The organism is Streptomyces sp. AM 2-1-1, assembly GCF_029167645.1.
Lineage (GTDB): Bacteria > Actinomycetota > Actinomycetes > Streptomycetales > Streptomycetaceae > Streptomyces.
Genome location: NZ_CP119147.1, coordinates 1,194,881 through 1,215,633, shown reverse-complemented (window position 1 = coordinate 1,215,633; position 20,753 = coordinate 1,194,881). Strand labels below are relative to the sequence as shown.

The window sequence follows — 20,753 nt, the reverse complement described above, 5'->3', positions numbered from 1 at the left end:
GTGTCCGCGACCGATCATCCCCCGGGGCGGAGCCGTCGGCACGCCGCACGGAGGTCGGCAGCCGGGCGGCCGGCAGCCGGGGGGTGGACTTGAACGCCGAACCCGTCATCACTGACAACGTGTCGCCCTCGTCCGCAGGTCCCTGACGCTCTGTGACAAGGATCCGATCCCGTCCTCCTTCCGGACCGCCCGCCCGCCGCCGCATACTCCGGAGTCGGCCCGACCGCCCGGTGGTGGGGGACACCACGTGACGAGGGGAACGGACGATGACGGAACAGGACCTCTCGCCGACCTTCGCGAGGCGGGACTCGTCCGGCACATCGGGATCTCCGCGGCCCGCCTCGACCCCAGCTGACCGAGGCCCGCGCAATCGTCCCCATCGTCTGCGTGCGGAACCGCTACGGCATCGACGACCGCCGCCACGAGGACGTGCTGACCGCCTGCGGCGAACTGGGGATCGCCTTCGTTCCCTTCCTCTCCGTGGCCGGGCGGGGCCGCGAAGGTGGAGCGACAGGCGCCGAGGGCCCGCAGGTGCGTGCGGTCGCCCGCGCGCACGGAGTCTCGACGGCGCGGGTGTGGCTGGCCTGGTCCCTCGGGCGCGGTGCACACGTCCTCGCGATCCCCGGCACCGGAAACCCGGACCACGTGGCCGACAACGCCGAATCCGCCCGCCTGCGCCTGTCCGCGGAGGAGACCGCCCTGCTGGACGCGGTGGCTCCCGCTCCGCGAGCGTCGGCCCGGTAACCGCATGCGTGAACAGCACTCCGTCCGCATGCCCGGCCACCCGGGGAACCCGCAGACCAGCCGCCCCGAGCGCGCGCAGCTGCGCCATCTCGCGCCCCAGCGACGCGCCGCTGGAACGGCCGTAGGCGGCGTGCGCCGCCTTCACCGCCGCCCCAGTCACCCCGCGCACCCCGCAGCACCGACACCAGCGACACACCGAGGACGGAGCACTTCGCGAACAGCGACTCCCCGTCCACCTCGACCCGCCGTACATGGCTGGTGACGCTCGGCGCGCTCTCATGGAGCCGTATCCGCGCCGAAGGCCACAGAGTCTGGGCAGACCGGACGATCAGCTCGTCCGCGAACTCCAGGACCGGGCCGATCGGCATGATGGACGGTGCGGTCGCCGTGCCGCACTCGATCTGGGAATGGGCCACAGGGGTTCCTCCTTCGGCCGTGCGGCACGCCCGCGCACCGCAGCTCAACGCGCCGGTTCCGCCCGGCGCCTAGCGGGCTGTAGGTGAGCCCACAGGGCCGGGACCGGCGTCGCCCATTCAACGCGCGGGCACATCAACCCCACGGGTGCCAGAAGGGGGTGCAATTCTGCTGCGGGAGGCCACGCCGAGGGGCCACGATGAAGACCTCGACCACATCGATCGGACGGTGCGCCCATGATGAGCCCGGACGGAATCGGCGTTCTCCTGCGCATGATCCGCGAACGCGCGGACCGATTTTCCTCGATGGAGAATCTAGTCAAAACGCTTGGACATGAGCGGATGCATGTGATGCAGATCGGTGTATATGGTCCGTCATCATCTTCTGCGCAAGAGCACGTGTGGGAAAAAGCAGCTTATGCATCGGAAGATCAATTCTGGAACTACTTCAACGGGAGTGCTGGATGGTGGCCAATCGAAAAGCGTGGTTGCGGGCGCTCGGAGAATTTATAGACCATAAGGCAGGGCGGGGCGTGTACGCCTGTGTTGACTGCGGTCAGCAAGGTTTGAACGTCAGGTATGTCGTCAAGGCGGAAAGTCGAGTCGGATATGCGCTCTTCTGGTGCAATGCCTGTTTGCATGGCATTTCGATTTCCAGGGTTCGTGCGCCGGAAGGCTGCCCAGTGTGGCCCATCGATGACGATCAATCCCTCGCGGGAGTTCCAGAATTTTTGCGTCACGAATAGCAATCCATGACGGTTCGGTATCAATAGATCGTTTCTACTCACAATTGTCCTGCTGGGCGCCAGTCGGTCATTCTTGGCGGTTGGAATGTGGGTCGAAAAAGGGACAGCTTCGCCTTCCCTTAGAAGTCATCTCATTTGGGCGAACTCAGTATTCTGTGAGTCATGGTGGGGATCGTTGAGCGGCTGGTGCCGGACGAGTTGTGGGAGTTGCTCCAGCAGGAGGCGCCGTCGCGGCCGCGGGGTGGTGGTCGGCGTCGGCACGGCGACCGGAAAGTGCTGGCCGCGATCGTCTGAGGGCTGTCCCACAACGTTGAGGCAGGCGGTGGAGAGACCGAGAGGTTCGCCGCTTATCCTCCTGTTGTGCAGCTGCCTCGGGATCCGTCGAACGTCGCCTATGCCCTGGTGGCAGCGTTTCCGACCCGTCTTGCCGGTGACGTGCAGAGTGTCCTGGCGGCCATGCCGGAGGCCAGGCTCGCGCCGATGATGCCCTTCGAGGTCAAGGTGCAGGGCGAGATCGTCGCCATCCCCTATCGCCTCTACAACGAGGAGCCGTGCGCCGACTTTGAGCGGCCTCTGTCCGGAACCCAGCAGATGATTTTGCACTGCCTGTATTCCCGGCACCACGATGGCCGGGTTCGCCAGCGGCACCTTGAGCAGATTGCGGCGTCGGGTGAGCCGTGGGTGGTCCCGTTCGTGGTGCAGTTGGCCGGCGAATACGTGCTGGAGATCATTGAGTTGATCGGCCGGGGGCTGCCCGGGCTCGCGGTCCCGGGATCAACCCAGCGCCGACATTTCGGGGAGTTCATCGCTCGGAATCCGGCCTTCTTCGCACGCACGGAGCGGCGCGTGGTGAGCTACTGGTCGTGCTACTACCGCTTGAAGTATGGAGCGTTCGGGACGTATCCCGGATGCGACCTTTTGGAAGCGTTCCGGGCCGCAGTTGTGGAACAGACAGGCGCGCAGTGGCCGCGGCACACGCCGCCCCCGCTGGCGGACGCGGGCGAGGGACTGCCTGAGTTCGGCCATGGTCCTATCCAGCCAGGTTGAGATTGTGCAGGCGGGGGATGCCGCGCATGGCGTGGTGGACGCCGTCGCCCTTGAGCCGGCAGTCGCGGAGGATCTTCCAGGTCTTCATCCGGGCAAAGACGTGCTCCACTCGTGCACGGACCTGCTTGTGTGAGCGGTTGTGCTCCCGCTTCCAGCCGGGCAGGTCCTGGCCATGGGTGCGGCGCTGCGGCATGATCGATCCGGTTCCTGGATTGCTGCCGTCAGCTATCACTGTCGTCCGGCCGACCGCTGCCTTGGCCCCCGATTCCTCCGAAACCCGCCACCAGGGGTGCTGGGTTCACAAAACGGCCAACTGCCTCGACAGCTTCCCGAAGTCAGCTCAGCCCGCGGCGAAGAAGGCCATCCAGGACATCTACAACGCCGAGGACCGCGAGCACGCGGCCGCCGCGGTCAAGACGTTCGCCAAGCAGTACAGCGCGAAGTTCCCCAAGGCCGTCAAGAAGATCGTCGATGACGAGGACGAACTGTTGGCGTTCTACGACTTGCCCGCCGAGCACTGGATCCACCTGCGGACAACCAACCCCATCGAGTCGACCTTCGCGACCGTCCGTCTGCGGACCAAGGTCACCAGGGGTGCCGGGTCCCGGGCCGCCGCCCTGGCGATGGTCTTCAAGCTCGTCGAGGCCGCCCAGGCCCGCTGGCGAGCCGTGAATGCACCCCGCCTCGTTGCCCTCGTTCGCGCCGGGCCCGTTTCGAACGCGGCCTGCTCGTTGAACGGCCGCAGACGACCGCGGCGTGAATAGGGTGGCGGGCCTGCCTCGAGGTTCGAGATCATCCGGTCATGTTGGATGGCACGGCAGGACAGGACCTTCCGGTCGGCTTCGGGTTCCGGCCGTATCGCGGCGACGAAGACCACGGCGCCATGGCCGCGGTGCGGCGGGGGTGTGCTGAACGGGACCGGGTCGATGCCCATTCGGTTGTGGAAGGGCTCCCGACAGCGGCCGAGATCGCGGAAGCTTCTGCCAAGTTGGAGGAGCCGTCCAAGAACCAGATCCTGGTGGTGTGCGACGGGAGCGTCGTCGGCTACTCGACGATCCGGTGGTGGCAGGAGCGGGACGATACGTGGCTATACCTGCACCGCGGCTACCTCTTGCCCGAGCATCGCGGCCAGGGCATCGGGTCAGCCATGCTGAGCTGGGCCGAAGAGCGGATCCGCCAGCTCGTCAAACAGCATGGAACGGCGCGGACGGCAGTGATCGGCGCGAACGCCACGACCTCCGAGCAGGATGCCACGGCGCTTCTGCGTGCAGCCGGCTACCGACGTGTCTTCAGTCTGGTCGAGCTGGAGCTGGGCGATCTGCAGCAGATGCCCGAGCCGGGCGACGAACTGCCGGCCGGGATACGGACGGGGCCGATCGGGACAAGCCACTACGGTGCAGCCTGGAGGACGGTCGTCGATTCGTACGCGGACAGCGGCTTCACTCAGAGATGGCCGTTCCAGGACTTCGTCGACACCGCCGACCCGGCATGCTGGAGGGCTGCCTGGAACGGGCAGGACATGGTCGGCGTCGCCCTCTGCTCCATCCGCCGTCACGACCACACCGTGGGCGAGGTAGAAGAGCTGAGTATTCGGACGGACCAGCGACGCCTCGGAATCGGCCGGGCCCTGCTGCTGGACGGGCTGCAAAGCCTTCGCGAACAGGGTGCAACGACCGTCCGGCTGTTCACGGGCACGGCAAATCCACATCGGTCCTACGACCTCTACGAGAGCGTGGGGTTCCGGCGGCAGAACGAATACGTCCGTTACCGCAAGCCGCTTGCTTGATCGACCGGCCATCGGGCTGGCCGGTCATCCACAGGATTTGACAATAGCTCCCGCCTGATACCTGGGCTCGTCGAAGGCGAAGGCGAAGGCACGCGCGGCGGCGGCATAGGGCGGACCGAGGGTGTGCACGCTGCCGGTGGGCGCGTCCCGGTCTGCGGTGAGGGTCGTACTGCGGGCGGTCATCTCCTTCGGGAACCCGTCCGTGTGCGACCAGTGTGCTTTCAACAACTCGTCACGGAGCGCCAGGGAGCCGGGCCGATCACGGTGGTAACAGAGAAACTTCCTGCCCGCAGTCTTCCTTCCCCCTCGGCCGGGCAGTACGGAGGGGTCAGGCCGTGTTGACCAGCTTCATGTACTTCGTCCAGTCCCAGTTTGGACCCGGATCCGTGTGGTCCGTGCCCGGAACCTCGACGTGGCCGATGATGTGCGTACGGGTCTTCGGGATGCCGTAGTGGTCGCAGACGGCCGCGGTGAGCTTGGCCGACTGCTGGTACATCACGTCGGTGAACCACTGCGGCTGGTCGACCCAGCCTTCGTGCTCGATGCCGATGGAGCGCGTGTTGTAGTCCCAGTTGCCGGCGTGCCAGGCGATGTCCTTCTCCCGTACGAACTGCCCGATGTAGCCGTCCGCGGAAGCGACCATGTAGTGCGCGGACACCCGGCGAGCCGGATCTTCGAAGATCCGCATCGCGTCCTGGAAGGTTTCCTGGGTGACGTGGATGACCACGTAGTTCAGGCGGTAACTGCTCGGGCGGCTGGAGACCGTGTAGTTGGAGGTGCTTGCCGGTATCCAGTGCGTTACGGGATACGGAGCCGCGGCGACGGCACGGGCGGCGGCCAGTGGCCCCAGCGCGGCAGCAGCGGCGGTGACGGCGGCGCCCTGCAGCAGTCGTCGGCGCGAGGGTCTGAGGGGGTGAGGGCTGGGCCGATCCATGGGGGGCTCCCTTGGGAAGAGGAGTGGGGCACTCAAACGTAAGCCGTGTCCATGACAATGATGTGCCTCATGATGAGCCCCCTCCACACCCCTGCCAAGACCTTCTTGGACATGCCAGAGGGCCGACCAAAGACGGTAGGCACTAGGGATCGGCCGCGGAGCGAAGCGACGGACGCCGAATCCGCCGCCACCCCTTCGGGGCGCTCCACCGAAGTTTCGTGGCGGCCGCTGGGGTGTCGGGGACGATGTCCAGGCGCCCGGTGTCCGCGTCGTATCCCCCGGCCCGGACTCGGCCGACGAGTTCCGGCGCGATCATGGCGAGGATCGTGTCGAAGTGGGGGAGGACGCTGCCGCCGGCGGCCGGGGCGGTCATGCCGAGCTCGGTCAGCATCCGGCTGATCGCCCTGCCCAGCCCGAGCGGCTCGCGGCCGTCGCGCCGTACGACGGTGATGGTGCGCCGCTTCGGCTTCTTGGCGGTGGCGCCGTTCTTCTTCGCCGCTTCCCGGGCGGCGGTCAGGGCCTGACGCGCGAGGTCGACCCCGCTCAGCTCCGACTCGGCACTCACGCGATCACCACCCTGGTGGTGTCACCGTCGAAAGCGCGGGCGGCGAGCTGCGGCAGCCGGTCCGTCCACGACCCGGCCCCGGCCTGCCCGGACCGACGCCCTGCGGTGGCCTGCTCGCGCAGCTGCTCCAGGGCGCACCGTCAGCAGATGCTGGGCGACGCGGTCCCGGGCGGTCGCGGCGGCCTTCGTCGCGGCTGCGACAGCGGCTTCACCGCTCGGGTTGTGCCGGAACCACCTCCTGCCCTGCTCGGTCCGGTAGGCCCGGTCGGCCTCCGTGTCGGCTTCGTCGGTCCGGCCGAACGCGGCCAGCGTGCTGGCCGCGGCCTGGTCGGTGATCTGCTGGACGGTGCCGTGGACGGTGAGCACGGCCCTGGTCGTCCTCGAGGTCAGCCGGGGCGGAGAGCTCCAGGAACTCCGCCCACTCGGCGGCGACCTTGCGGTCGATGGCCGTACGACCCTGGCGTCGAGGGAAGCGGCGTCCACGGCACCGGCCGACCGCTTGAGCGTTCGCGCCGCGACGAGCTGCACAGTCCGCATGGTGAGCGTCTCGGTCTCGCGGCGGCAGCCACACGCCTCGCACATCCCGCCAGCCCCAGTCTGCCCGCAGTCCGCGCACGCCAGCCCCTGGCGCACTGTCTCGGCGACGGCGACGGCGACGGCTGCGGCCTGGCGCTCCAGCTCCGCCCGCTCCCGGGCGGTGGCACGGGCCGCCTCACGCTCGGCTTCCCGGGCGCGGGCCCGTCCAGACCGTCCGCGTCCAGCAGCGCACGCACCCCCGGCCGGACAGTGGCCGGCCGGGGTGAGGACCTGGGCGGTGTGCCCGTCTCCGGGTCCCCGGGGAATTAGGGTGAGCCCCATGACGACGACGTACGCACTCCTGCTGCGCGGCATCAACGTGGGGGGCCACCGCAAGGTGCCCATGCCGCAACTGCGCACGCTCCTCTCGGAACTGGGCCACAGCGGCGTGTCCACGTACCTGCAGAGCGGCAACGCCGTCCTCACCGCGGCGAGCGACGACGAGGACGAGGTGGCGGACGGGATCGCGCGGGCCGTGGAGAAGCACTTCGGGTTCGCCGTCGACTGCCTCGTCCGCTCGGGCGCGTACCTGCGTGCCGTCGTGGACGCCTGCCCCTTCCCCGCCGCCGAGCTGGAAGGGAAGCAGCTGCACGTCACCTTCTTCGACGGTCCGGTCACCGGGGACCGCTTCGCGCCGGTGGACCCCGCCGCTCACCTCCCGGAGGAGTTCCGGCTCGGCGACCGGGCGCTGTACCTCTACGCCCCCGACGGTCTCGGCCGCTCCGGTCTCGCCACCGCCCTCGCCCGGCCCGCCGTCACCAAGGGCCTCGTCGCCACCAGCCGCAACTGGAACACCGTGGTCAAACTGGTGGAGCTCACCCGTGACTGAACCCCTCGACGCGGTGGCCGAAGCCATCGAGAACGAGCTGCGGCTGATCGACCCCGAGGTACGTTCCTCAGCGCCGGTTCTCGCGACGATGCTGGACCCCGGCTACCGGGAGATCGGCACCAGCGGCCGGCTGTGGGACCGCGACACGATCATCGCGGAGCTCACCGCCGAAGCCACCACCCGGCCCGGCCCGCTGACCGTCTCCCGGATGGCCGGCGTCGAACTCTCGCCCGGACTCGTCCACCTCACCTTCGACACCGAGTACAAGGGCCGCCGCTCGCACCGCAGTTCACTCTGGCGGCTGACCGGGAGCGGCTGGCTGCTCTACTTCCACCAGGCCACGCCGTTCGTCGACGACCCGTTCACCGAGTCCTGACGGTCGCCCCCGCTGCGCCCGCGCCGCCCACCGGCCCTCCGTGCGCGTGATGCGCACGGGGTGGCCGAAGCAGTCGCTGACCCGGTCCGTGGTCAGTACCTCGTCGGCGGGCCCCGCGGCCACGCACCGACCGCCCCGCAGCAGCATCGCGTGCGTCGTGGATGCGGGCAGTTCCTCCAGGTGGTGCGTCACCAGCACCGTCGCGAGTTCCGGATGTTCCTCGCGCAGGTCGTCCAGGCTGTCCAGCAGCTGTTCCCGGGCCGCGAGGTCCAGGCCGGTGGCCGGCTCGTCGAGGAGGAGGAGGCGGGGGCTCGGCATCAGGCTGCGGGCGATCAGCGTCCTGCCCCGCTCGCCCTGGGAGAGATCGGGCCAGCGGGACGCCTCCTTGCCGCCCATCCCGAGCATCGCCAGCAGGGCGTCGGCCCGTGCCCGCTCGTCGGTGGTCGGTGACCAGCGCGGCAACGGCATGATCGAGTTGGTGAGACCCGTCAGGGTGACCTGGCGCACCGTCAGCGACGCCTGGAGCGGGTGGCGCGGATTCACGTGGCCCAGCAGGGTCCGCAACTCCCGCAGATCCACCCGGCCCAGTGTCCTGCCGAGTACCTCCACCGTGCCCCGGCTGGGGTGGGTGACCGCCCCGAGCAGCCCCAGCAGCGTGCTCTTCCCCGCGCCGTTGGCACCCAGGAGCGCCCAGTGCTCGCCCTGCCGGACGGTGAGCGACACGTCGTCCAGGATCGTCCGGCCGCCCCGGACCACGGCCACCCCGTCGGCGTGGACCACGGGTGCGGACCGGTCGGCGGCGGGAGCGGGGTGCCGCTCGCCGGGCACGGGTGCGGGCCCGGCGAGGGAGGTGGGGGTCACGATGGCTGCTCCTTGCATCCTTGTATCCGGCCAGTGGACCCTATCCGTCCACCATACGGACGGACGGGCGGGCGCCGAGGCCGGCCGGAGCGGAGCATGCCGCGGGGTGGGGTGTCGCCCGACGAGGCGGTCTCACGCGGATAGGAGGAGCGTGCGTGCCGTCAGCGCCTCGTCGTAACGCCTCAGCAGCAGCCGGGCGAGGGCGGGGGAGGCGCCGAGCACCTCGGAGAGCACGTCCGCGCGGGCCTCGGCCGCACCCGCCACGATCCGGTCCGGGAGGCGGCCGGGCGCGACGACGTACGGGGCAACCGCCACCCGGCTCACCCCCTCGGCGCGCAGGGCGCGTACCGCGTCCCCGGTCGGCGGGAACCCGGCGGACGAAGAGGCGGAGGCGAACGCAGGCCGCACGGCGCACCAGCCGGTGTGCCGCAGCTCCCGCGCGATTTCAGCGATCACTGCGATCGCCTCCGGGTCGGTGGAGCCCGCCGAGGCCAGTACGAGCCCGGTCGAGCGTTTGTCGGCAGCGGTGAGTCCGGCCTCGTACAGCCGCTGCTCCAGAGCGGTCAGCAGCAGCGGGGACGGGCCGAGGACGCCAGCCTGCCGGATACGCAGCCGCGGCAGCCGGGACCGGGCCTCGCGCAGTACCGACGGGATGTCGGTCTTGGCGTGGAAGGCCCGGGTGAGCAGCAGTGGCAGCGCGACGACCTCCGTCGCGCCGGAGGTGCTCCCCGCCGCTTCGGCGTTCAGGCGTTCGAGGATCCGGGGCACGGACGGCGCGTTGAATTCGAGGAAGCCCGTCTCGACACGGAGCCCCGGCCGCAGCGACCGAACCCGCGCGGTGAGCGCGTGCACGGTCGCCGCGTGCCGCGGATCACGGCTGCCGTGGGCGACGACGAGGAGGACGGGTGCGGGCATGGAGCGACTCAGCTCGTGACGAGGAGACCGCGGCTGCGCAGGACCCACCGCTCCAGCGGACTGAAGATCAGCAGGTCGATCGCGACGCCGACGAAGAGGATGAGCAGGATCGACAGGAAGATGCCGGGCATGTCGAAGTTGTTGCGGCCGTTCTCCAGCAACTGCCCCAGTCCCAGGCCGAGATCGGGGGAGGAGGCGATGATCTCGGCGGCCATCAGCGACCGCCAGGAGAAGGCCCAGCCCTGCTTCAGCCCCGCGAGGTAGCCCGGCAGCGCCGCCGGGAGCACGATGTGCCAGGTGCCGCGCAGTCCGGTGGCGCCGATGGTGCGGCCCGCCCGGAGGAAGAGCGGCGGTACCTGGTCGACGCCGGAGACGAGGCCGTTGGCGATCGACGGGACGGCGCCCAGCAGGATCACCGCGTACATCATCGAGTCCTGGAGCCCGAGCCAGATGACGGCCGGAGCGACCCAGGCGACCGAGGGCAGCGACTGGAGACCGGAGAGGATCGGGCCGATCGCCGCGCGGACGAACCGTACCCGGGCGACCAGCAGACCGAGCGGTGTGCCGATGACGACCGCCAGCACGAAGCCGAGCAGACCGCGCGAGACGCTGGTCCAGACGACCTCCAGCAGGGTCCCCTTGATCCACATGTCCCGCGCGCTGTCCCAGACGGCGGCGGGCGGCGGCAGCTTGTAGTCGTCGGTGACCTTCGCCCAGACCAGCACCTGCCAGACCAGGACGACCAGCAGCACCGCGAGGACCGGCGGCAGCACCTTCTTGCCGAAGACCTCCCGGACGGGGGTGCGGCGGACCTGGACGGCGTCCAGCGCGTCGAGGCCGGCCTCCAGGCCCGCGAGGTCGTCGGACTTCGTGACCCCGCCCGCCGTCTTCCCGACGGACTCGATGTCAGTGCTGGCCATGACGGCGGATCTCCCCACGCAGTTCTTCGGTGATCTCTACGGACAGTTCCGCGACGGCGGAGTCCTCGATGCGGCGCGGGTGTTCGATGCCGACCGTCCACTCGCGGGCGATCCGGCCGGGCCGCGACGACAGCAGCACGACCCGCTGGGCGAGGCGCACCGCCTCACGCACGTTGTGGGTCACGAAGAGGACCGAGGCGTTGGTCTCCCGCCAGATCCGGGTGAGTTCGTCGTGCAGTACGTCCCGGGTGATCGCGTCGAGAGCCGCGAACGGCTCGTCCATCAGGAGCAGTTGGCTGTCCTGGGCGAGCGCGCGGGCCATCGCGACCCGCTGGCGCATGCCGCCGGAGAGTTCGTGCACCCGCTTGCCGTACGCCCCGCCCAGGCGTACGAGGTCGAGCAGCCGCTCCGCCTCCTGGCGGCGCTCGGTCTTGGTCACCCCGCGCAGTCGCAGGGCGAGTTCGATGTTCTTGCCCGCGGTCAGCCACGGGAAGAGGGCGTGTTCCTGGAACATCAGGGCCGGCCGCCCGCCGGGGGTCTCGATGGACCCCGCGGACGGGCGGTCGAGTCCGGCCACCAGGTTGAGCAGCGTCGACTTGCCGCACCCGGAGGCTCCCAGGAGGGTGACGAACTCGCCCGGAGCGACATCGAGCGTGATGTCGTCCAGGACGAGCTGCTGACCGGTGGGCCCGGCGAAGGACTTCGAGACGTGGGAAATACGAGCGGCGTGCTCGACGGACGCACGGTCCTCGGCCTTGGTGAGGGTACTGATCGCCATGGTCGTCACCTCCTGGGAATCCTGGTTCGGATGGGCGGGCGGGTTACTTGACGCCGAGGCCGGCGTCGTCGACCGCGGGTTCGCCCTCGGCCTTCAGGACCTTGTTGAGCAGGGTCAGGTCGTAGATGCCGTCGAGGTTGGGCTTCTCCAGCAGGCCCGCCTTGACCGCGTGCTCCGCCTCCGCGTTCAGGGTGGCCGCCAGCGGGTCGTCGGTGACCAGGATCGACTTCCAGGCCGGGTCGAGGACCTCGGGGGCGAGCGCCTTGCCGCTCAGGGTCTCCAGCGCCTTGTTGGCCGACGCCTTGGCCGCGTCCGGGTTCGCGTTGATCCACTTGTTCGTCTTCACCGAACCGCGCAGGACCGCCTCGACCACGTCGGGGTGCTCGGTGAGGAACTTCTGCGACACGATGATGTTGGTGATGACGAACTTGTTGTCCGGCCAGAGCGACGTCTCGTCCAGCAGCACCTTGGCGCCCTCGGCGACCAGCTTGGACGCGGTCGGCTCCGGGACCCAGGCGCCGTCCAGCGAACCGGCCTTGTAGGCGTCCGGGGTCACCTTGTTGTCCGAGCGGACGACGGACACGTCGCCCTTGCCGCTCTGCGCGTCGACCTTCCACCCCTGCTCGGAGATCCAGTTGAGGAACGCGACGTCCTGCGTGTTGCCGAGCTGCGGGGTGGCGATCTTCTTGCCCTTGAGGTCCGCCACGGTCTTGATCTTGTCCGGGTTCACGACCAGCTTCACGCCGCCGGAGGCCGAACCACCGATGATCCGCAGGCCCTTGCCCTCGGACTTGGTGTAGCCGTTGATGGACGGCGAGGGGCCGATGAAGCCGATGTCGATCGAACCGGCGTTGAGCGCCTCGATCTCGGACGGGCCGGCGTTGAAGGTCGAGGTCTTGACCTTCGTCCCGCCGAGCTCCTTCTGGAAGGTGCCCTCCTGGACTCCGACCAGGGCGGTGGCGTGCGTGAGGTTCGGGAAGTACCCGATGTTCACGGTGTCCGCGGAGAGCTTCTTCTCCCCTGCGGTGACGTCCGCCTTCTTCGAGTCGTCGTCGGTCGACTCGGAGCCGTAGCCGCAGGCGGTGAGAACCACGGCGAGCAGCGGCAGTGCGGCGGCAGCGGCGAGGCTGCGGCGGACGGTGGTACGGGTGGCTGGCACGGGAGGCTTTCCTCTCGTTGGCCGGACTCTACGTCCCTCGGGTGCGAGGGGACGCGGCCGGGCGGTCGGCAGGTCTTCGTCTGTACGGGCCGTGCGTGTGGTGCGGGAGGGCGCGCAGGCAGTGCGCGTACGTCATCACGCACATCGCGCCACCCCGCCCTGGCCGCTGCCGAGAGCACCGCTGCCCACGCGACCGCCCTCCTTGGCGAAGGAGGAGAAGAAATCGGTTCTCATCAGAAGTCCCATTCGGCGTCGTCGTCGCCCGCTGCGGGTGCCGCTGCCCCGGCCCGGGCGGCCTCGGCGAACGAGGCGCCCGCCATGCCGGCCGAGAGGGTCGTTCCGTCCGCGGGGTCGATCAGCAGGAACGATCCGGTACGCCGGGAGTCGGCGTACGCGTCGAGCGCGAGCGGTTCGGCGGTACGCACCACCACCCGCCCGATGTCGTTGGCGACCAGCTGCCCCGGGGCGGGGTGCTGGGAGAGGTCGTCCAGGGTGAGCCGCGAGGGGATGTCCTTCACGATCGCCTTGACCGTGCGCGTGGTGTGCTTCAGCAGCACCCGCCGGCCGACCGTGAGCGGCTGGTCCGCGACGTGGCAGACGGTCGCCTCGACGTCCTGCGTGGAGGCCGGCAGGTCACCGCTCGGGGCGATCAGGTCGCCGCGCGAGACGTCCACGTCGTCCGCGAGGCGCACGGTCACCGACTGCGGCGCCCACGCCGTGTCCACGCTCTCGCCCAGCGCGTCGATGCCCGCGATCGTCGAGGTACGGCCCGAGGGCAGCACGGTGACGGACTCGCCGACCCGCAGCACGCCCGAGGCGATCTGGCCCGCGTAGCCGCGGTAGTCGGGGTGCTCCGCGCTCTGCGGGCGGATGACGTACTGCACCGGGAAGCGCGCCGGGCACGCGGTCAGGTCGTGGCTCACCGGCACGGTCTCCAGGTGTTCCAGGACCGTCGGGCCGCCGTACCAGTCCATGTGCGCGGACGGTTCCACGACGTTGTCCCCGGCCAGCGCCGAGATGGGGATCGCGGTGATCTCCGGGACGCCGAGCGAGGCCGCGTACGCGGTGAACTCCTTCGCGATCGCGGCGAAGACCGGCTCCTCGTACCCCACGAGGTCCATCTTGTTGACGGCGAGGACGACGTGCGGGACGCGGAGCAGGGCGGCGACGGCGGCATGGCGCCGGGTCTGCTCGACGACGCCGTTGCGGGCGTCGACGAGGACGACGGCGAGCTCGGCCGTGGAGGCGCCGGTGACCATGTTGCGGGTGTACTGCACGTGGCCCGGGGTGTCGGCGAGGATGAACCGGCGCCGGGGCGTGGCGAAGTAGCGGTAGGCGACGTCGATGGTGATGCCCTGCTCGCGCTCCGCGCGCAGCCCGTCGGTGAGGAGGGCGAGGTCGGGGGTGTCCTGGCCCCGGTTGCGGGAGGCGTGCTCGACGGCCTCCAGCTGGTCGGTGAGGACCGACTTCGAGTCGTGCAGGAGGCGGCCCACGAGGGTGGACTTGCCGTCGTCGACGGAGCCGGCGGTGGCGAAGCGCAGCAGCGTGGTCTCCGCCAGTGGGTCGGCCGACTGGTCCGTGGTGGTGGTCATTTAGAAATACCCCTCACGCTTGCGGTCTTCCATCGCGGCTTCGCTCATCTTGTCGTCGGCGCGGGTGGCGCCGCGTTCGGTGAGGCGGGAGGCGGCGATCTCGGTGATGACGGCGTCGAGGGTGGTGGCGTCGGAGTCGACGGCTCCGGTGCAGGACATGTCGCCGACGGTGCGGTAGCGCACGAGGCGGGTCTGGGTGGGTTCGGTGTCCTTGGGGCCGCCCCAGTCGCCGGCGGTGAGCCACATGCCGTGGCGGTTGAAGACCTCGCGGTGGTGGGCGAAGTAGATCTCGGGGAGTTCGATGCGCTCGCGCTGGATGTACTGCCAGACGTCGAGTTCGGTCCAGTTGGAGATCGGGAAGACGCGGACGTGTTCGCCGGGGGCGTGGCGGCCGTTGTAGAGCTGCCAGAGTTCGGGGCGCTGGCGGCGGGGGTCCCACTGGGAGAACTCGTCGCGGAGGGAGAAGACGCGTTCCTTGGCGCGTGCCTTCTCCTCGTCGCGGCGTCCCCCGCCGAAGACGGCGTCGAAGCGGTGGCGCTGGATCGCTTCGGTGAGCGGGACGGTCTGCAGGGGGTTGCGGGTGCCGTCGGGGCGCTCGCGCAGGGTGCCGGCGTCGATGTACTCCTGGACGGAGGCGACGTGCAGGCGCAGCCCGTGTGCGGCGACCGTGCGGTCGCGGTAGTCGAGGACCTCGGGGAAGTTGTGCCCGGTGTCGACGTGCAGCAGCGTGAACGGGATCGGGGCGGGGGCGAAGGCCTTCAGCGCGAGGTGGAGCATCACGATGGAGTCCTTGCCGCCGGAGAAGAGGATCACCGGCCGCTCGAACTCCCCCGCCACCTCACGGAAGATGTGGACCGCCTCCGACTCCAGCGAGTCGAGGTGGCTGAGCGCGTACGGGTTGACGGTGCCTTCCGGCACGGTGGCGACGGACGTCACGCCAGGCCCCTCTCGGTGAGCAGCGCGTGGAGCACGCTTGCGGACTCCTGCACGGTCTGCTGGTGCGACTCGATGCGCAGGTCGGGTGCTTCGGGCGCCTCGTAGGGGTCGTCGACCCCGGTGAGGCCGCTGATCTCGCCGGCGGCCTGCTTGGCGTACAACCCCTTCACGTCGCGTTCCGAGCAGACCTCCACCGGTGTCGCGACGTGCACCTCCAGATAGGGGGTGCCCTCGGAGTGGTGCCGCTTGCGGACGGCGTCGCGGCTGTCCGCGTACGGGGCGATCACCGGTACCAGCACCTTCACGCCGTTCGCCGCGAGCAGTTCGGCGACGAAGCCGATGCGCTGCACGTTCGTGTGGCGGTCCTCGCGGGAGAAGCCGAGGCCCGCGGAGAGGAACTCCCGGATCTCGTCCCCGTCGAGGACCTCCACCCGGTGGCCGTCGCTCTTTAGCCGGCCGGCGAGTTCGTACGCGATGGTGGTCTTGCCCGCGCTCGGCAGACCGGTCAGCCAGACGGTGGCTCCCGTCTCCGTCACGCTCATCGATATCTCCTGATCAGTCGTCATCAGCCGTGCAGCCCGCACTCGGTCTTGCCCCGACCGGCCCAGCGGCCGGCGCGCGCGTCCTCGCCCTCGGCCACCCGGCGGGTGCAGGGCGCGCAGCCGACGGAGGCGTAACCGTCCATCAGCAGCGGGTTGGTGAGCACCCCGTGCTCCAGCACGTAGGCGTCCACGTCCTCCTGCGTCCAGCGCGCGATCGGCGAGACCTTCACCTTGCGGCGCTTCGCGTCCCAGCCGACCACCGGGGTGCCGGCCCGGGTCGGGGACTCGTCGCGGCGCAGCCCGGTCGCCCAGGCGCTGTATCCGGTCAGCCCTTCTTCGAGCGGCTTCACCTTGCGCAGCGCGCAGCACAGGTCGGGGTCGCGGTCGTGCAGCTGCGGTCCGTACGCGGCGTCCTGCTCGGCCACCGACTGACGGGGGGTCAGCGTGATGACCTTCACGTCCATCACCGCCTCGACCGCGTCCCGGGTCCCGATGGTCTCGGGGAAGTGGTAGCCGGTGTCCAGGAAGACCACGTCCACGCCGGGCCGGGCCCGGGAGGCGAGGTGGGCGACGACCGCGTCCTCCATCGAGGAGGTGACGCAGAACCGCTCGCCGAAGGTGTCCGCCGCCCACGTCAGGATGGAGAGCGCCGAGGCGTCCTCCAGCTCCCGGCCGGCCCGCTCGGCGAGTTCCTCCAACTCGGCGTCGGTGCGCCCGCCGTCCCTCAGGGTGTTCGTCATGTCCGTTCCCCTTCACCGTCGTTGCGCAGCAGCCCCTGGGCCAGCAGACCCAGGAACTTCAGCTGGAACGCGCGGTTGCAGGACGCACATTCCCAGGCGCCGTGCCCGGTCTCGTGCGGACGCAGGTCCTCGTCCCCGCAGTACGGGCAGTAGAACGGAGCGGCTCGCTCGCTCATGACAGCGACTCCGCGGTGGCCCGCGCCGCCCAGGTGGCGAACCGCTCGCCCTCTTCGCGCTCGTCCTGGTAGCAGCTCAGCACCCGCTCGACGTACTCCGGAAGCTCGGCCGAAGTGACCTTCAGACCGCGGACCTTGCGACCGAAGCCGGCCTCCAGACCGAGCGCGCCGCCCAGGTGCACCTGGTAGCCCTCCACCTGGTTGCCCTCGGAGTCCAGCATCAGCTGCCCCTTGAGACCGATGTCCGCGGTCTGGATACGGGCACAGGCGTTGGGGCACCCGTTGATGTTGATGGTCAGCGGCTCGTCGAACTCCGGCAGGCGGCGCTCCAGTTCGTCGATGAGCGCGGCGCCGCGCGCCTTCGTCTCGACGATCGCCAGCTTGCAGAATTCGATGCCGGTGCAGGCCATCGTGCCGCGCCGGAAGGACGAGGGGCGCACCTGGAAGTCCAGTGCCTCCAGCCCTTCGACCAGCGAGTCGACCTGGTCGGGCGCCACGTCGAGGACGATCATCTTCTGCTCGACCGTGGTGCGCAGCCGGTCGGAACCGTGCGCGGCGGCGAGATCCGCGATCTTGGTGAGGGTGGAGCCGTCCACGCGGCCCACGCGGGGTGCGAACCCCACGTAGAAGTTGCCGTCGTTCTGCTCGTGCACCCCGATGTGGTCGCGCCAGCGGGACGTGGGCTGCGCGGGGGCGGGGCCGTCGAGCAGCGGACGCTTCAGGTACTCGTCCTCCAGCACCTGGCGGAACTTGGCGGGCCCCCAGTCGGCCATCAGGAACTTCAGACGGGCCCGGGTGCGCAGGCGGCGGTAGCCGTAGTCCCGGAAGATCCCGACGACGCCGGCCCACACGTCGGGCACCTCGTCCAACGGCACCCAGGCGTTCAGGCGTTCGGCGAACCGCGGGTTGGTGGAGAGCCCGCCGCCGACCCAGAGGTCGAACCCGGCCCCGTGCTCGGGGTGCTCGACGCCGACGAAGGCGATGTCGTTGATCTCGTGGACCACGTCCTGGACCGGCGAACCGGAGATCGCGGTCTTGAACTTGCGGGGCAGGTTGGAGAACTCCTTGCTGCCGATGTACCGCTCGTGGATCTCGTCCACCGCCGGGGTGCCGTCGATGATCTCGTCGGCCGCGATGCCCGCCACCGGCGAACCGATGATCACTCGCGGGCAGTCGCCGCACGCCTCGGTGGTGGAGAGCCCGACGGCCTCCAGCTTCTCCCAGATGGCCGGGACGTCCTCGATGGCGATCCAGTGCAGCTGGATGTTCTGACGGTCTGTGATGTCCGCCGTGCCGCGGGCGTACTGCTGGGAGATCTCACCGATCGCGCGGAGCTGTGCGGAGGTCAGCCGGCCACCGTCGATACGCACCCGCAGCATGAAGAAGCGGTCGTCCAGCTCCTCCGGCTCCAGCACCGCGGTCTTGCCGCCGTCGATCCCGGGCTTGCGCTGGGTGTACAGGCCCCACCACCGCATGCGTCCGCGGAGGTCGTTGGGGTCGATGGAGTCGAAACCGCGCTTGGAGTAGATGTTCTCGATGCGTGCCCGCACGTTGAGAGCGTCGTCGTCCTTCTTGAACTGCTCGTTCCCGTTGAGGGGGGTGTGATGCCCCATCGCCCACTGGCCCTCGCCGCGGTGGCGTCCGGTCTTGCGGCGGGGAGTGGTGGTCGCAGGCTGTTCAGGGGTAGCGGCCATGACAATACGTCCTTCGGGACTGCGGGAGGGCGGCTCTGAGCTGCGCACTCGCGTGGACGCGGTGGTGCGGCGGGGCTTGCAGAGGAAGGGGGAGCGCGGCGGTGCTGGGACTGTCAGCCCGCCGGACAGATGGCGCTGGACATGCGGCAGAGGTCGACGTGGCGTCGACTCACCAAGGCAATCCCAGTTCCAGACATGACGGAAGCGTGTCATGCGCGTCTCCGGGCAGTCCATAGCTATCCACCATGCGGACGAGATCGTCTCGTACGGCGAGATGGTGTGGCCCCCGTCACCCCGTTCCTTCTCCGATGGGCGCCCATCGGTCCCGTATGTCCGAAAGGTGGTGACGGACCCTCTTCCCCGGGTGGTTCAACTGGTGGACTCCCTGCTCAGGACGGGAACGCCCCCGGCCACGGTCCGGGCGCCGCGCCCACGGACTCCTGGCTCACCTTCGTGTCGAAGAGGCGGAACCCGCGGCGCCGGTAGTTGGCCAGCGCGTGCGGACCGTCCAGCGAGCAGGTGTGCAGCCACACCCGCCGGGTCGCCGGCCGGCCGGGCCACCGCTCGGCGAGGTCCCAGGCCCGCGCGGTACCCGCACCGAGCAGATGGCCCCCGATCCGGCGGCCCCGGAAGGCGGGCAGGAGCCCGAAGTACATGATCTCCACGGCACCGTCGTCCTGCGGGTCCAGCTCGACGTACCCGGCCGGCGTCCCGTCGACGTACGCCACCCACGTCTCGGCCCCCGGCCGGTCCACGATCTCCTGCCACTGCGCGTACGTCAGCGCGAGCCGGTCCGTCCAGCGGACGTCCCCGCCGACCGCCGTGTAGAGGAAGCGGCTGAACTCCGGCGACGGCACCTCGGCCCGCACGATCCGGACGTCACCGTCGGGTGCCTTCGCGGGTTCGAGATCGTCGGGAGAGGTCTGCTCCAGGGACCAGGTGGTCACGTCGGTGGTGGCGGCGGGGCGATCGGGGCTGTTCATGGGCGTCAGGGAACCACGACGCCCCCGGAGCCGGCGAAGCGGGGCCCCGGCCGCGCCGACGGCGGCCCGTGCTCCGGAGGCGCCGCCGCCGGGAGGACCGCGACTCAGCCGCCCTCCGCCGACGTCCTGGCCCGGACCACCACCGGCGCGGTCGAGTGCGGCAGCAGATCGGCCGGCTTCTCCGGGTGCACGATCTCCACGTCCACCCCTTCCCGGAAACGGTACGGGCGGTGGGCCAGCACCTCGGCGAGATGACGGCGCATCCGGGAGATCTCCGCGCGCACCGTCACCGTGCGGGTGCCGTCGCCGAAGATGTCCCGCGCCAGCTCGGAAGCGGTGCACCCGTCCCTGCGCAGGGCCAGCGCGTACAGCAGCTCCGCGTGGCGGGGCGAGAGCCGCTGCGTCCAGGTGCCCACCGGCCCCGCCACGTGCACCACCGGCTGCCCGGCCCGCCCCAGGTCGAGCACCACCCGCCGCGGCGGCCCGTCCGACGGGTTTCCCGACGCCCCGTCCACCACCTGCACCAGCCAGCCCCCGGGCAGCGGCTCCACCCGGCACATCCCCAGCGACGGGAACCACGCCCGGCCCGGCGCGAGCGACTTCGGCAGCGGCAGCCGGTCCACCGGCGGCATCCCGGCCACCGCGGCCAGCCAGCCGTGGGCGTCCACGGCGAGGGCCCGGCCGCCGATCCGGCAGAGGATCGGAGCGGCCACGGACCGCAGCCGCTCGATCGTCGACAGGTGGCGGTTGCGTATCTCGCTCTCGGCGAGCTTCGCCACCGAATCCACCAGGGCCAGCGTCGCCGGATGGAAGGTCGACTCCGGACCGCTGATGTCGACGACGCCGATCAGCCGGCCGTCACGCGGATCGCGGACCGGCGCCGCCGCGCACGTCCAGCTCTGCAGGGCGTCCACGAAGTGCTCGGCGGAGTGCACCCGAACGGGGGTACGCGCGGCCAGCGAGGTACCGATCGCGTTGGTCCCTCTCACCGGCTCGGTCCACGTGGCGCCTTCCTCCAGCAGGATGCCCTCCGCCCGCCGCAGCACGGAACGGTCGCCCTGCCGCCAGAGCACACGCCCCTCCGCATCGCTGACCACCATGATCTGCCGCGTGGAGTCCGCGAAGGCGGCCAGCCCTTCGCGCAGCAACGGCATCACCGCGCCGAGCGCCGTGGACCGCCGCCGGTGCTCGATCTCCTCCGCCTCCATCAACGGCCCGTCCGGCGCCCGCTCCGGATCGATCCCGTTGCGCAGCGCCCGGGACCAGGAGGCGTCGATCTCCGCCCGGGGCGCGGCGCCGGTGCGCCGCCCCGTCAGCCGCGCCTCACGCGCCCGGCGCAGCGCCCGCACCGCGTCCGCCTGTCCCGGCGGAGGAACCGGCGGTGCCGTCCGGGCAGGGCCTCTCTCCATCACGGATCTTCCCCCCCACAAAAGGTGCCTCG

24 protein-coding genes and 3 pseudogenes are annotated in these 20,753 nt (G+C 70.2%); 8 read left to right on the top strand and 19 right to left on the bottom strand.

Going from position 1 to position 20,753, the window contains the following annotated elements:
- Positions 1-387: 387 nt before the first annotated feature.
- The 4 genes from PZB77_RS05190 to PZB77_RS05175 all read left to right on the top strand — a co-directional run bounded on the left by PZB77_RS05190 (position 388) and on the right by PZB77_RS05175 (position 2,950).
- On the top strand, positions 388-744 hold the full coding sequence (locus tag PZB77_RS05190) for an aldo/keto reductase (RefSeq protein WP_275491351.1): 357 nt from the start codon (positions 388-390) through the stop codon (positions 742-744).
- A 650-nt stretch (positions 745-1,394) separates the two neighbouring features.
- A complete protein-coding gene (locus PZB77_RS05185; RefSeq protein WP_275491350.1) occupies positions 1,395-1,670 on the top strand; it encodes a hypothetical protein in 276 nt (91 codons plus the stop codon).
- 395 nt (positions 1,671-2,065) lie between these two features.
- Positions 2,066-2,197 (top strand): hypothetical protein, encoded by a 132-nt coding sequence (locus PZB77_RS05180; RefSeq protein WP_275491349.1) that lies wholly within the window; start codon positions 2,066-2,068, stop codon positions 2,195-2,197.
- A 66-nt stretch (positions 2,198-2,263) separates the two neighbouring features.
- Positions 2,264-2,950 carry a hypothetical protein gene (locus PZB77_RS05175; RefSeq protein ID WP_275491348.1) on the top strand — a complete coding sequence of 229 codons (687 nt, stop codon included), beginning with the start codon at positions 2,264-2,266 and terminating at the stop codon, positions 2,948-2,950.
- Here PZB77_RS05175 and PZB77_RS05170 read toward each other — a convergent pair.
- Positions 2,934-3,221: pseudogene (locus tag PZB77_RS05170) on the bottom strand (transposase family protein); the annotation flags it as partial. The gene PZB77_RS05175 and the pseudogene PZB77_RS05170 sit on opposite strands and share 17 nt — an antisense overlap.
- A 4-nt stretch (positions 3,222-3,225) precedes the next feature.
- On the opposite strand from PZB77_RS05170, the pseudogene PZB77_RS05165 reads away from it, so the two are divergent.
- Both PZB77_RS05165 and PZB77_RS05160 read left to right on the top strand, forming a co-directional pair.
- A pseudogene (locus PZB77_RS05165) lies at positions 3,226-3,710 on the top strand (transposase); the annotation flags it as partial.
- 42 nt (positions 3,711-3,752) lie between these two features.
- The gene (locus PZB77_RS05160) at positions 3,753-4,736 is read left to right on the top strand and encodes a GNAT family N-acetyltransferase (RefSeq protein ID WP_275491347.1); all 984 of its coding nucleotides are present in this window, start codon (positions 3,753-3,755) and stop codon (positions 4,734-4,736) included.
- Positions 4,737-4,781: 45 nt separating this feature from the next.
- Here the strand turns inward: PZB77_RS05160 and PZB77_RS05155 are convergent.
- The 4 genes and pseudogenes from PZB77_RS05155 to PZB77_RS05140 form a co-directional block, all read right to left on the bottom strand.
- A pseudogene (locus PZB77_RS05155) lies at positions 4,782-5,054 on the bottom strand (hypothetical protein); the annotation flags it as partial.
- 10 nt (positions 5,055-5,064) lie between these two features.
- The gene (locus tag PZB77_RS05150) at positions 5,065-5,670 is read right to left on the bottom strand and encodes an N-acetylmuramoyl-L-alanine amidase (RefSeq protein ID WP_275491346.1); all 606 of its coding nucleotides are present in this window, start codon (positions 5,668-5,670) and stop codon (positions 5,065-5,067) included.
- 142 nt (positions 5,671-5,812) lie between these two features.
- On the bottom strand, positions 5,813-6,235 hold the full coding sequence (locus tag PZB77_RS05145; RefSeq protein ID WP_275491345.1) for a DUF721 domain-containing protein: 423 nt from the start codon (positions 6,233-6,235) through the stop codon (positions 5,813-5,815).
- A gap of 21 nt (positions 6,236-6,256) precedes the next feature.
- Positions 6,257-6,601, bottom strand: coding sequence for a hypothetical protein (locus PZB77_RS05140; RefSeq protein WP_275491344.1), 345 nt, complete (start codon positions 6,599-6,601; stop codon positions 6,257-6,259).
- A 490-nt stretch (positions 6,602-7,091) separates the two neighbouring features.
- Between PZB77_RS05140 and PZB77_RS05135 the strand changes: the two genes are divergently transcribed.
- The gene (locus tag PZB77_RS05135) at positions 7,092-7,640 is read left to right on the top strand and encodes a DUF1697 domain-containing protein (RefSeq protein WP_275491343.1); all 549 of its coding nucleotides are present in this window, start codon (positions 7,092-7,094) and stop codon (positions 7,638-7,640) included.
- Positions 7,633-8,016: a nuclear transport factor 2 family protein gene (locus PZB77_RS05130; protein ID WP_275491342.1), complete on the top strand. Its 384-nt coding sequence runs from the start codon at positions 7,633-7,635 to the stop codon at positions 8,014-8,016. The genes PZB77_RS05135 and PZB77_RS05130 overlap by 8 nt, the downstream gene beginning before the upstream one ends.
- Here the strand turns inward: PZB77_RS05130 and PZB77_RS05125 are convergent.
- From PZB77_RS05125 to PZB77_RS05065, 14 genes are all read right to left on the bottom strand, one after another.
- Entirely contained in the window at positions 7,930-8,844 is a 915-nt protein-coding gene (locus tag PZB77_RS05125) for an ATP-binding cassette domain-containing protein (protein WP_275495922.1), read from the bottom strand. The two genes, PZB77_RS05130 and PZB77_RS05125, sit on opposite strands and share 87 nt — an antisense overlap.
- A gap of 165 nt (positions 8,845-9,009) precedes the next feature.
- A complete protein-coding gene (locus PZB77_RS05120) occupies positions 9,010-9,792 on the bottom strand; it encodes a CbiX/SirB N-terminal domain-containing protein (protein WP_275491341.1) in 783 nt (260 codons plus the stop codon).
- Positions 9,793-9,800: 8 nt separating this feature from the next.
- Entirely contained in the window at positions 9,801-10,712 is a 912-nt protein-coding gene (locus PZB77_RS05115) for an ABC transporter permease (RefSeq protein ID WP_275491340.1), read from the bottom strand.
- Complete coding sequence (locus PZB77_RS05110; protein ID WP_275491339.1) at positions 10,699-11,490, bottom strand: ABC transporter ATP-binding protein; 792 nt, start codon at positions 11,488-11,490, stop codon at positions 10,699-10,701. The genes PZB77_RS05115 and PZB77_RS05110 overlap by 14 nt, the downstream gene beginning before the upstream one ends.
- Before the next feature lie 43 nt (positions 11,491-11,533).
- Positions 11,534-12,649 carry an aliphatic sulfonate ABC transporter substrate-binding protein gene (locus PZB77_RS05105; protein ID WP_275491338.1) on the bottom strand — a complete coding sequence of 372 codons (1,116 nt, stop codon included), beginning with the start codon at positions 12,647-12,649 and terminating at the stop codon, positions 11,534-11,536.
- A gap of 233 nt (positions 12,650-12,882) precedes the next feature.
- Positions 12,883-14,241 carry a GTP-binding protein gene (locus PZB77_RS05100; RefSeq protein WP_275491337.1) on the bottom strand — a complete coding sequence of 453 codons (1,359 nt, stop codon included), beginning with the start codon at positions 14,239-14,241 and terminating at the stop codon, positions 12,883-12,885.
- Positions 14,242-15,177: a sulfate adenylyltransferase subunit CysD gene (gene cysD / locus PZB77_RS05095; RefSeq protein WP_275491336.1), complete on the bottom strand. Its 936-nt coding sequence runs from the start codon at positions 15,175-15,177 to the stop codon at positions 14,242-14,244.
- Positions 15,174-15,743, bottom strand: a complete 570-nt coding sequence (gene cysC / locus PZB77_RS05090) for an adenylyl-sulfate kinase (RefSeq protein ID WP_275491335.1) — start codon at positions 15,741-15,743, stop codon at positions 15,174-15,176. The genes cysD and cysC overlap by 4 nt, the downstream gene beginning before the upstream one ends.
- Positions 15,743-16,459: a phosphoadenylyl-sulfate reductase gene (locus tag PZB77_RS05085; protein ID WP_275491334.1), complete on the bottom strand. Its 717-nt coding sequence runs from the start codon at positions 16,457-16,459 to the stop codon at positions 15,743-15,745. Before PZB77_RS05085 ends, cysC begins: the two co-directional genes overlap by 1 nt.
- Complete coding sequence (locus tag PZB77_RS05080) at positions 16,456-16,635, bottom strand: hypothetical protein (protein WP_275491333.1); 180 nt, start codon at positions 16,633-16,635, stop codon at positions 16,456-16,458. Before PZB77_RS05080 ends, PZB77_RS05085 begins: the two co-directional genes overlap by 4 nt.
- Positions 16,632-18,329 carry a nitrite/sulfite reductase gene (locus PZB77_RS05075; protein WP_275491332.1) on the bottom strand — a complete coding sequence of 566 codons (1,698 nt, stop codon included), beginning with the start codon at positions 18,327-18,329 and terminating at the stop codon, positions 16,632-16,634. Before PZB77_RS05075 ends, PZB77_RS05080 begins: the two co-directional genes overlap by 4 nt.
- Before the next feature lie 113 nt (positions 18,330-18,442).
- Positions 18,443-18,526, bottom strand: coding sequence for a putative leader peptide (locus PZB77_RS31225; RefSeq protein WP_309544410.1), 84 nt, complete (start codon positions 18,524-18,526; stop codon positions 18,443-18,445).
- A 192-nt stretch (positions 18,527-18,718) separates the two neighbouring features.
- The gene (locus PZB77_RS05070) at positions 18,719-19,312 is read right to left on the bottom strand and encodes a GNAT family N-acetyltransferase (RefSeq protein ID WP_275491331.1); all 594 of its coding nucleotides are present in this window, start codon (positions 19,310-19,312) and stop codon (positions 18,719-18,721) included.
- 104 nt (positions 19,313-19,416) lie between these two features.
- Positions 19,417-20,721: a helix-turn-helix domain-containing protein gene (locus PZB77_RS05065; RefSeq protein WP_275491330.1), complete on the bottom strand. Its 1,305-nt coding sequence runs from the start codon at positions 20,719-20,721 to the stop codon at positions 19,417-19,419.
- Positions 20,722-20,753 lie beyond the last annotated feature (32 nt).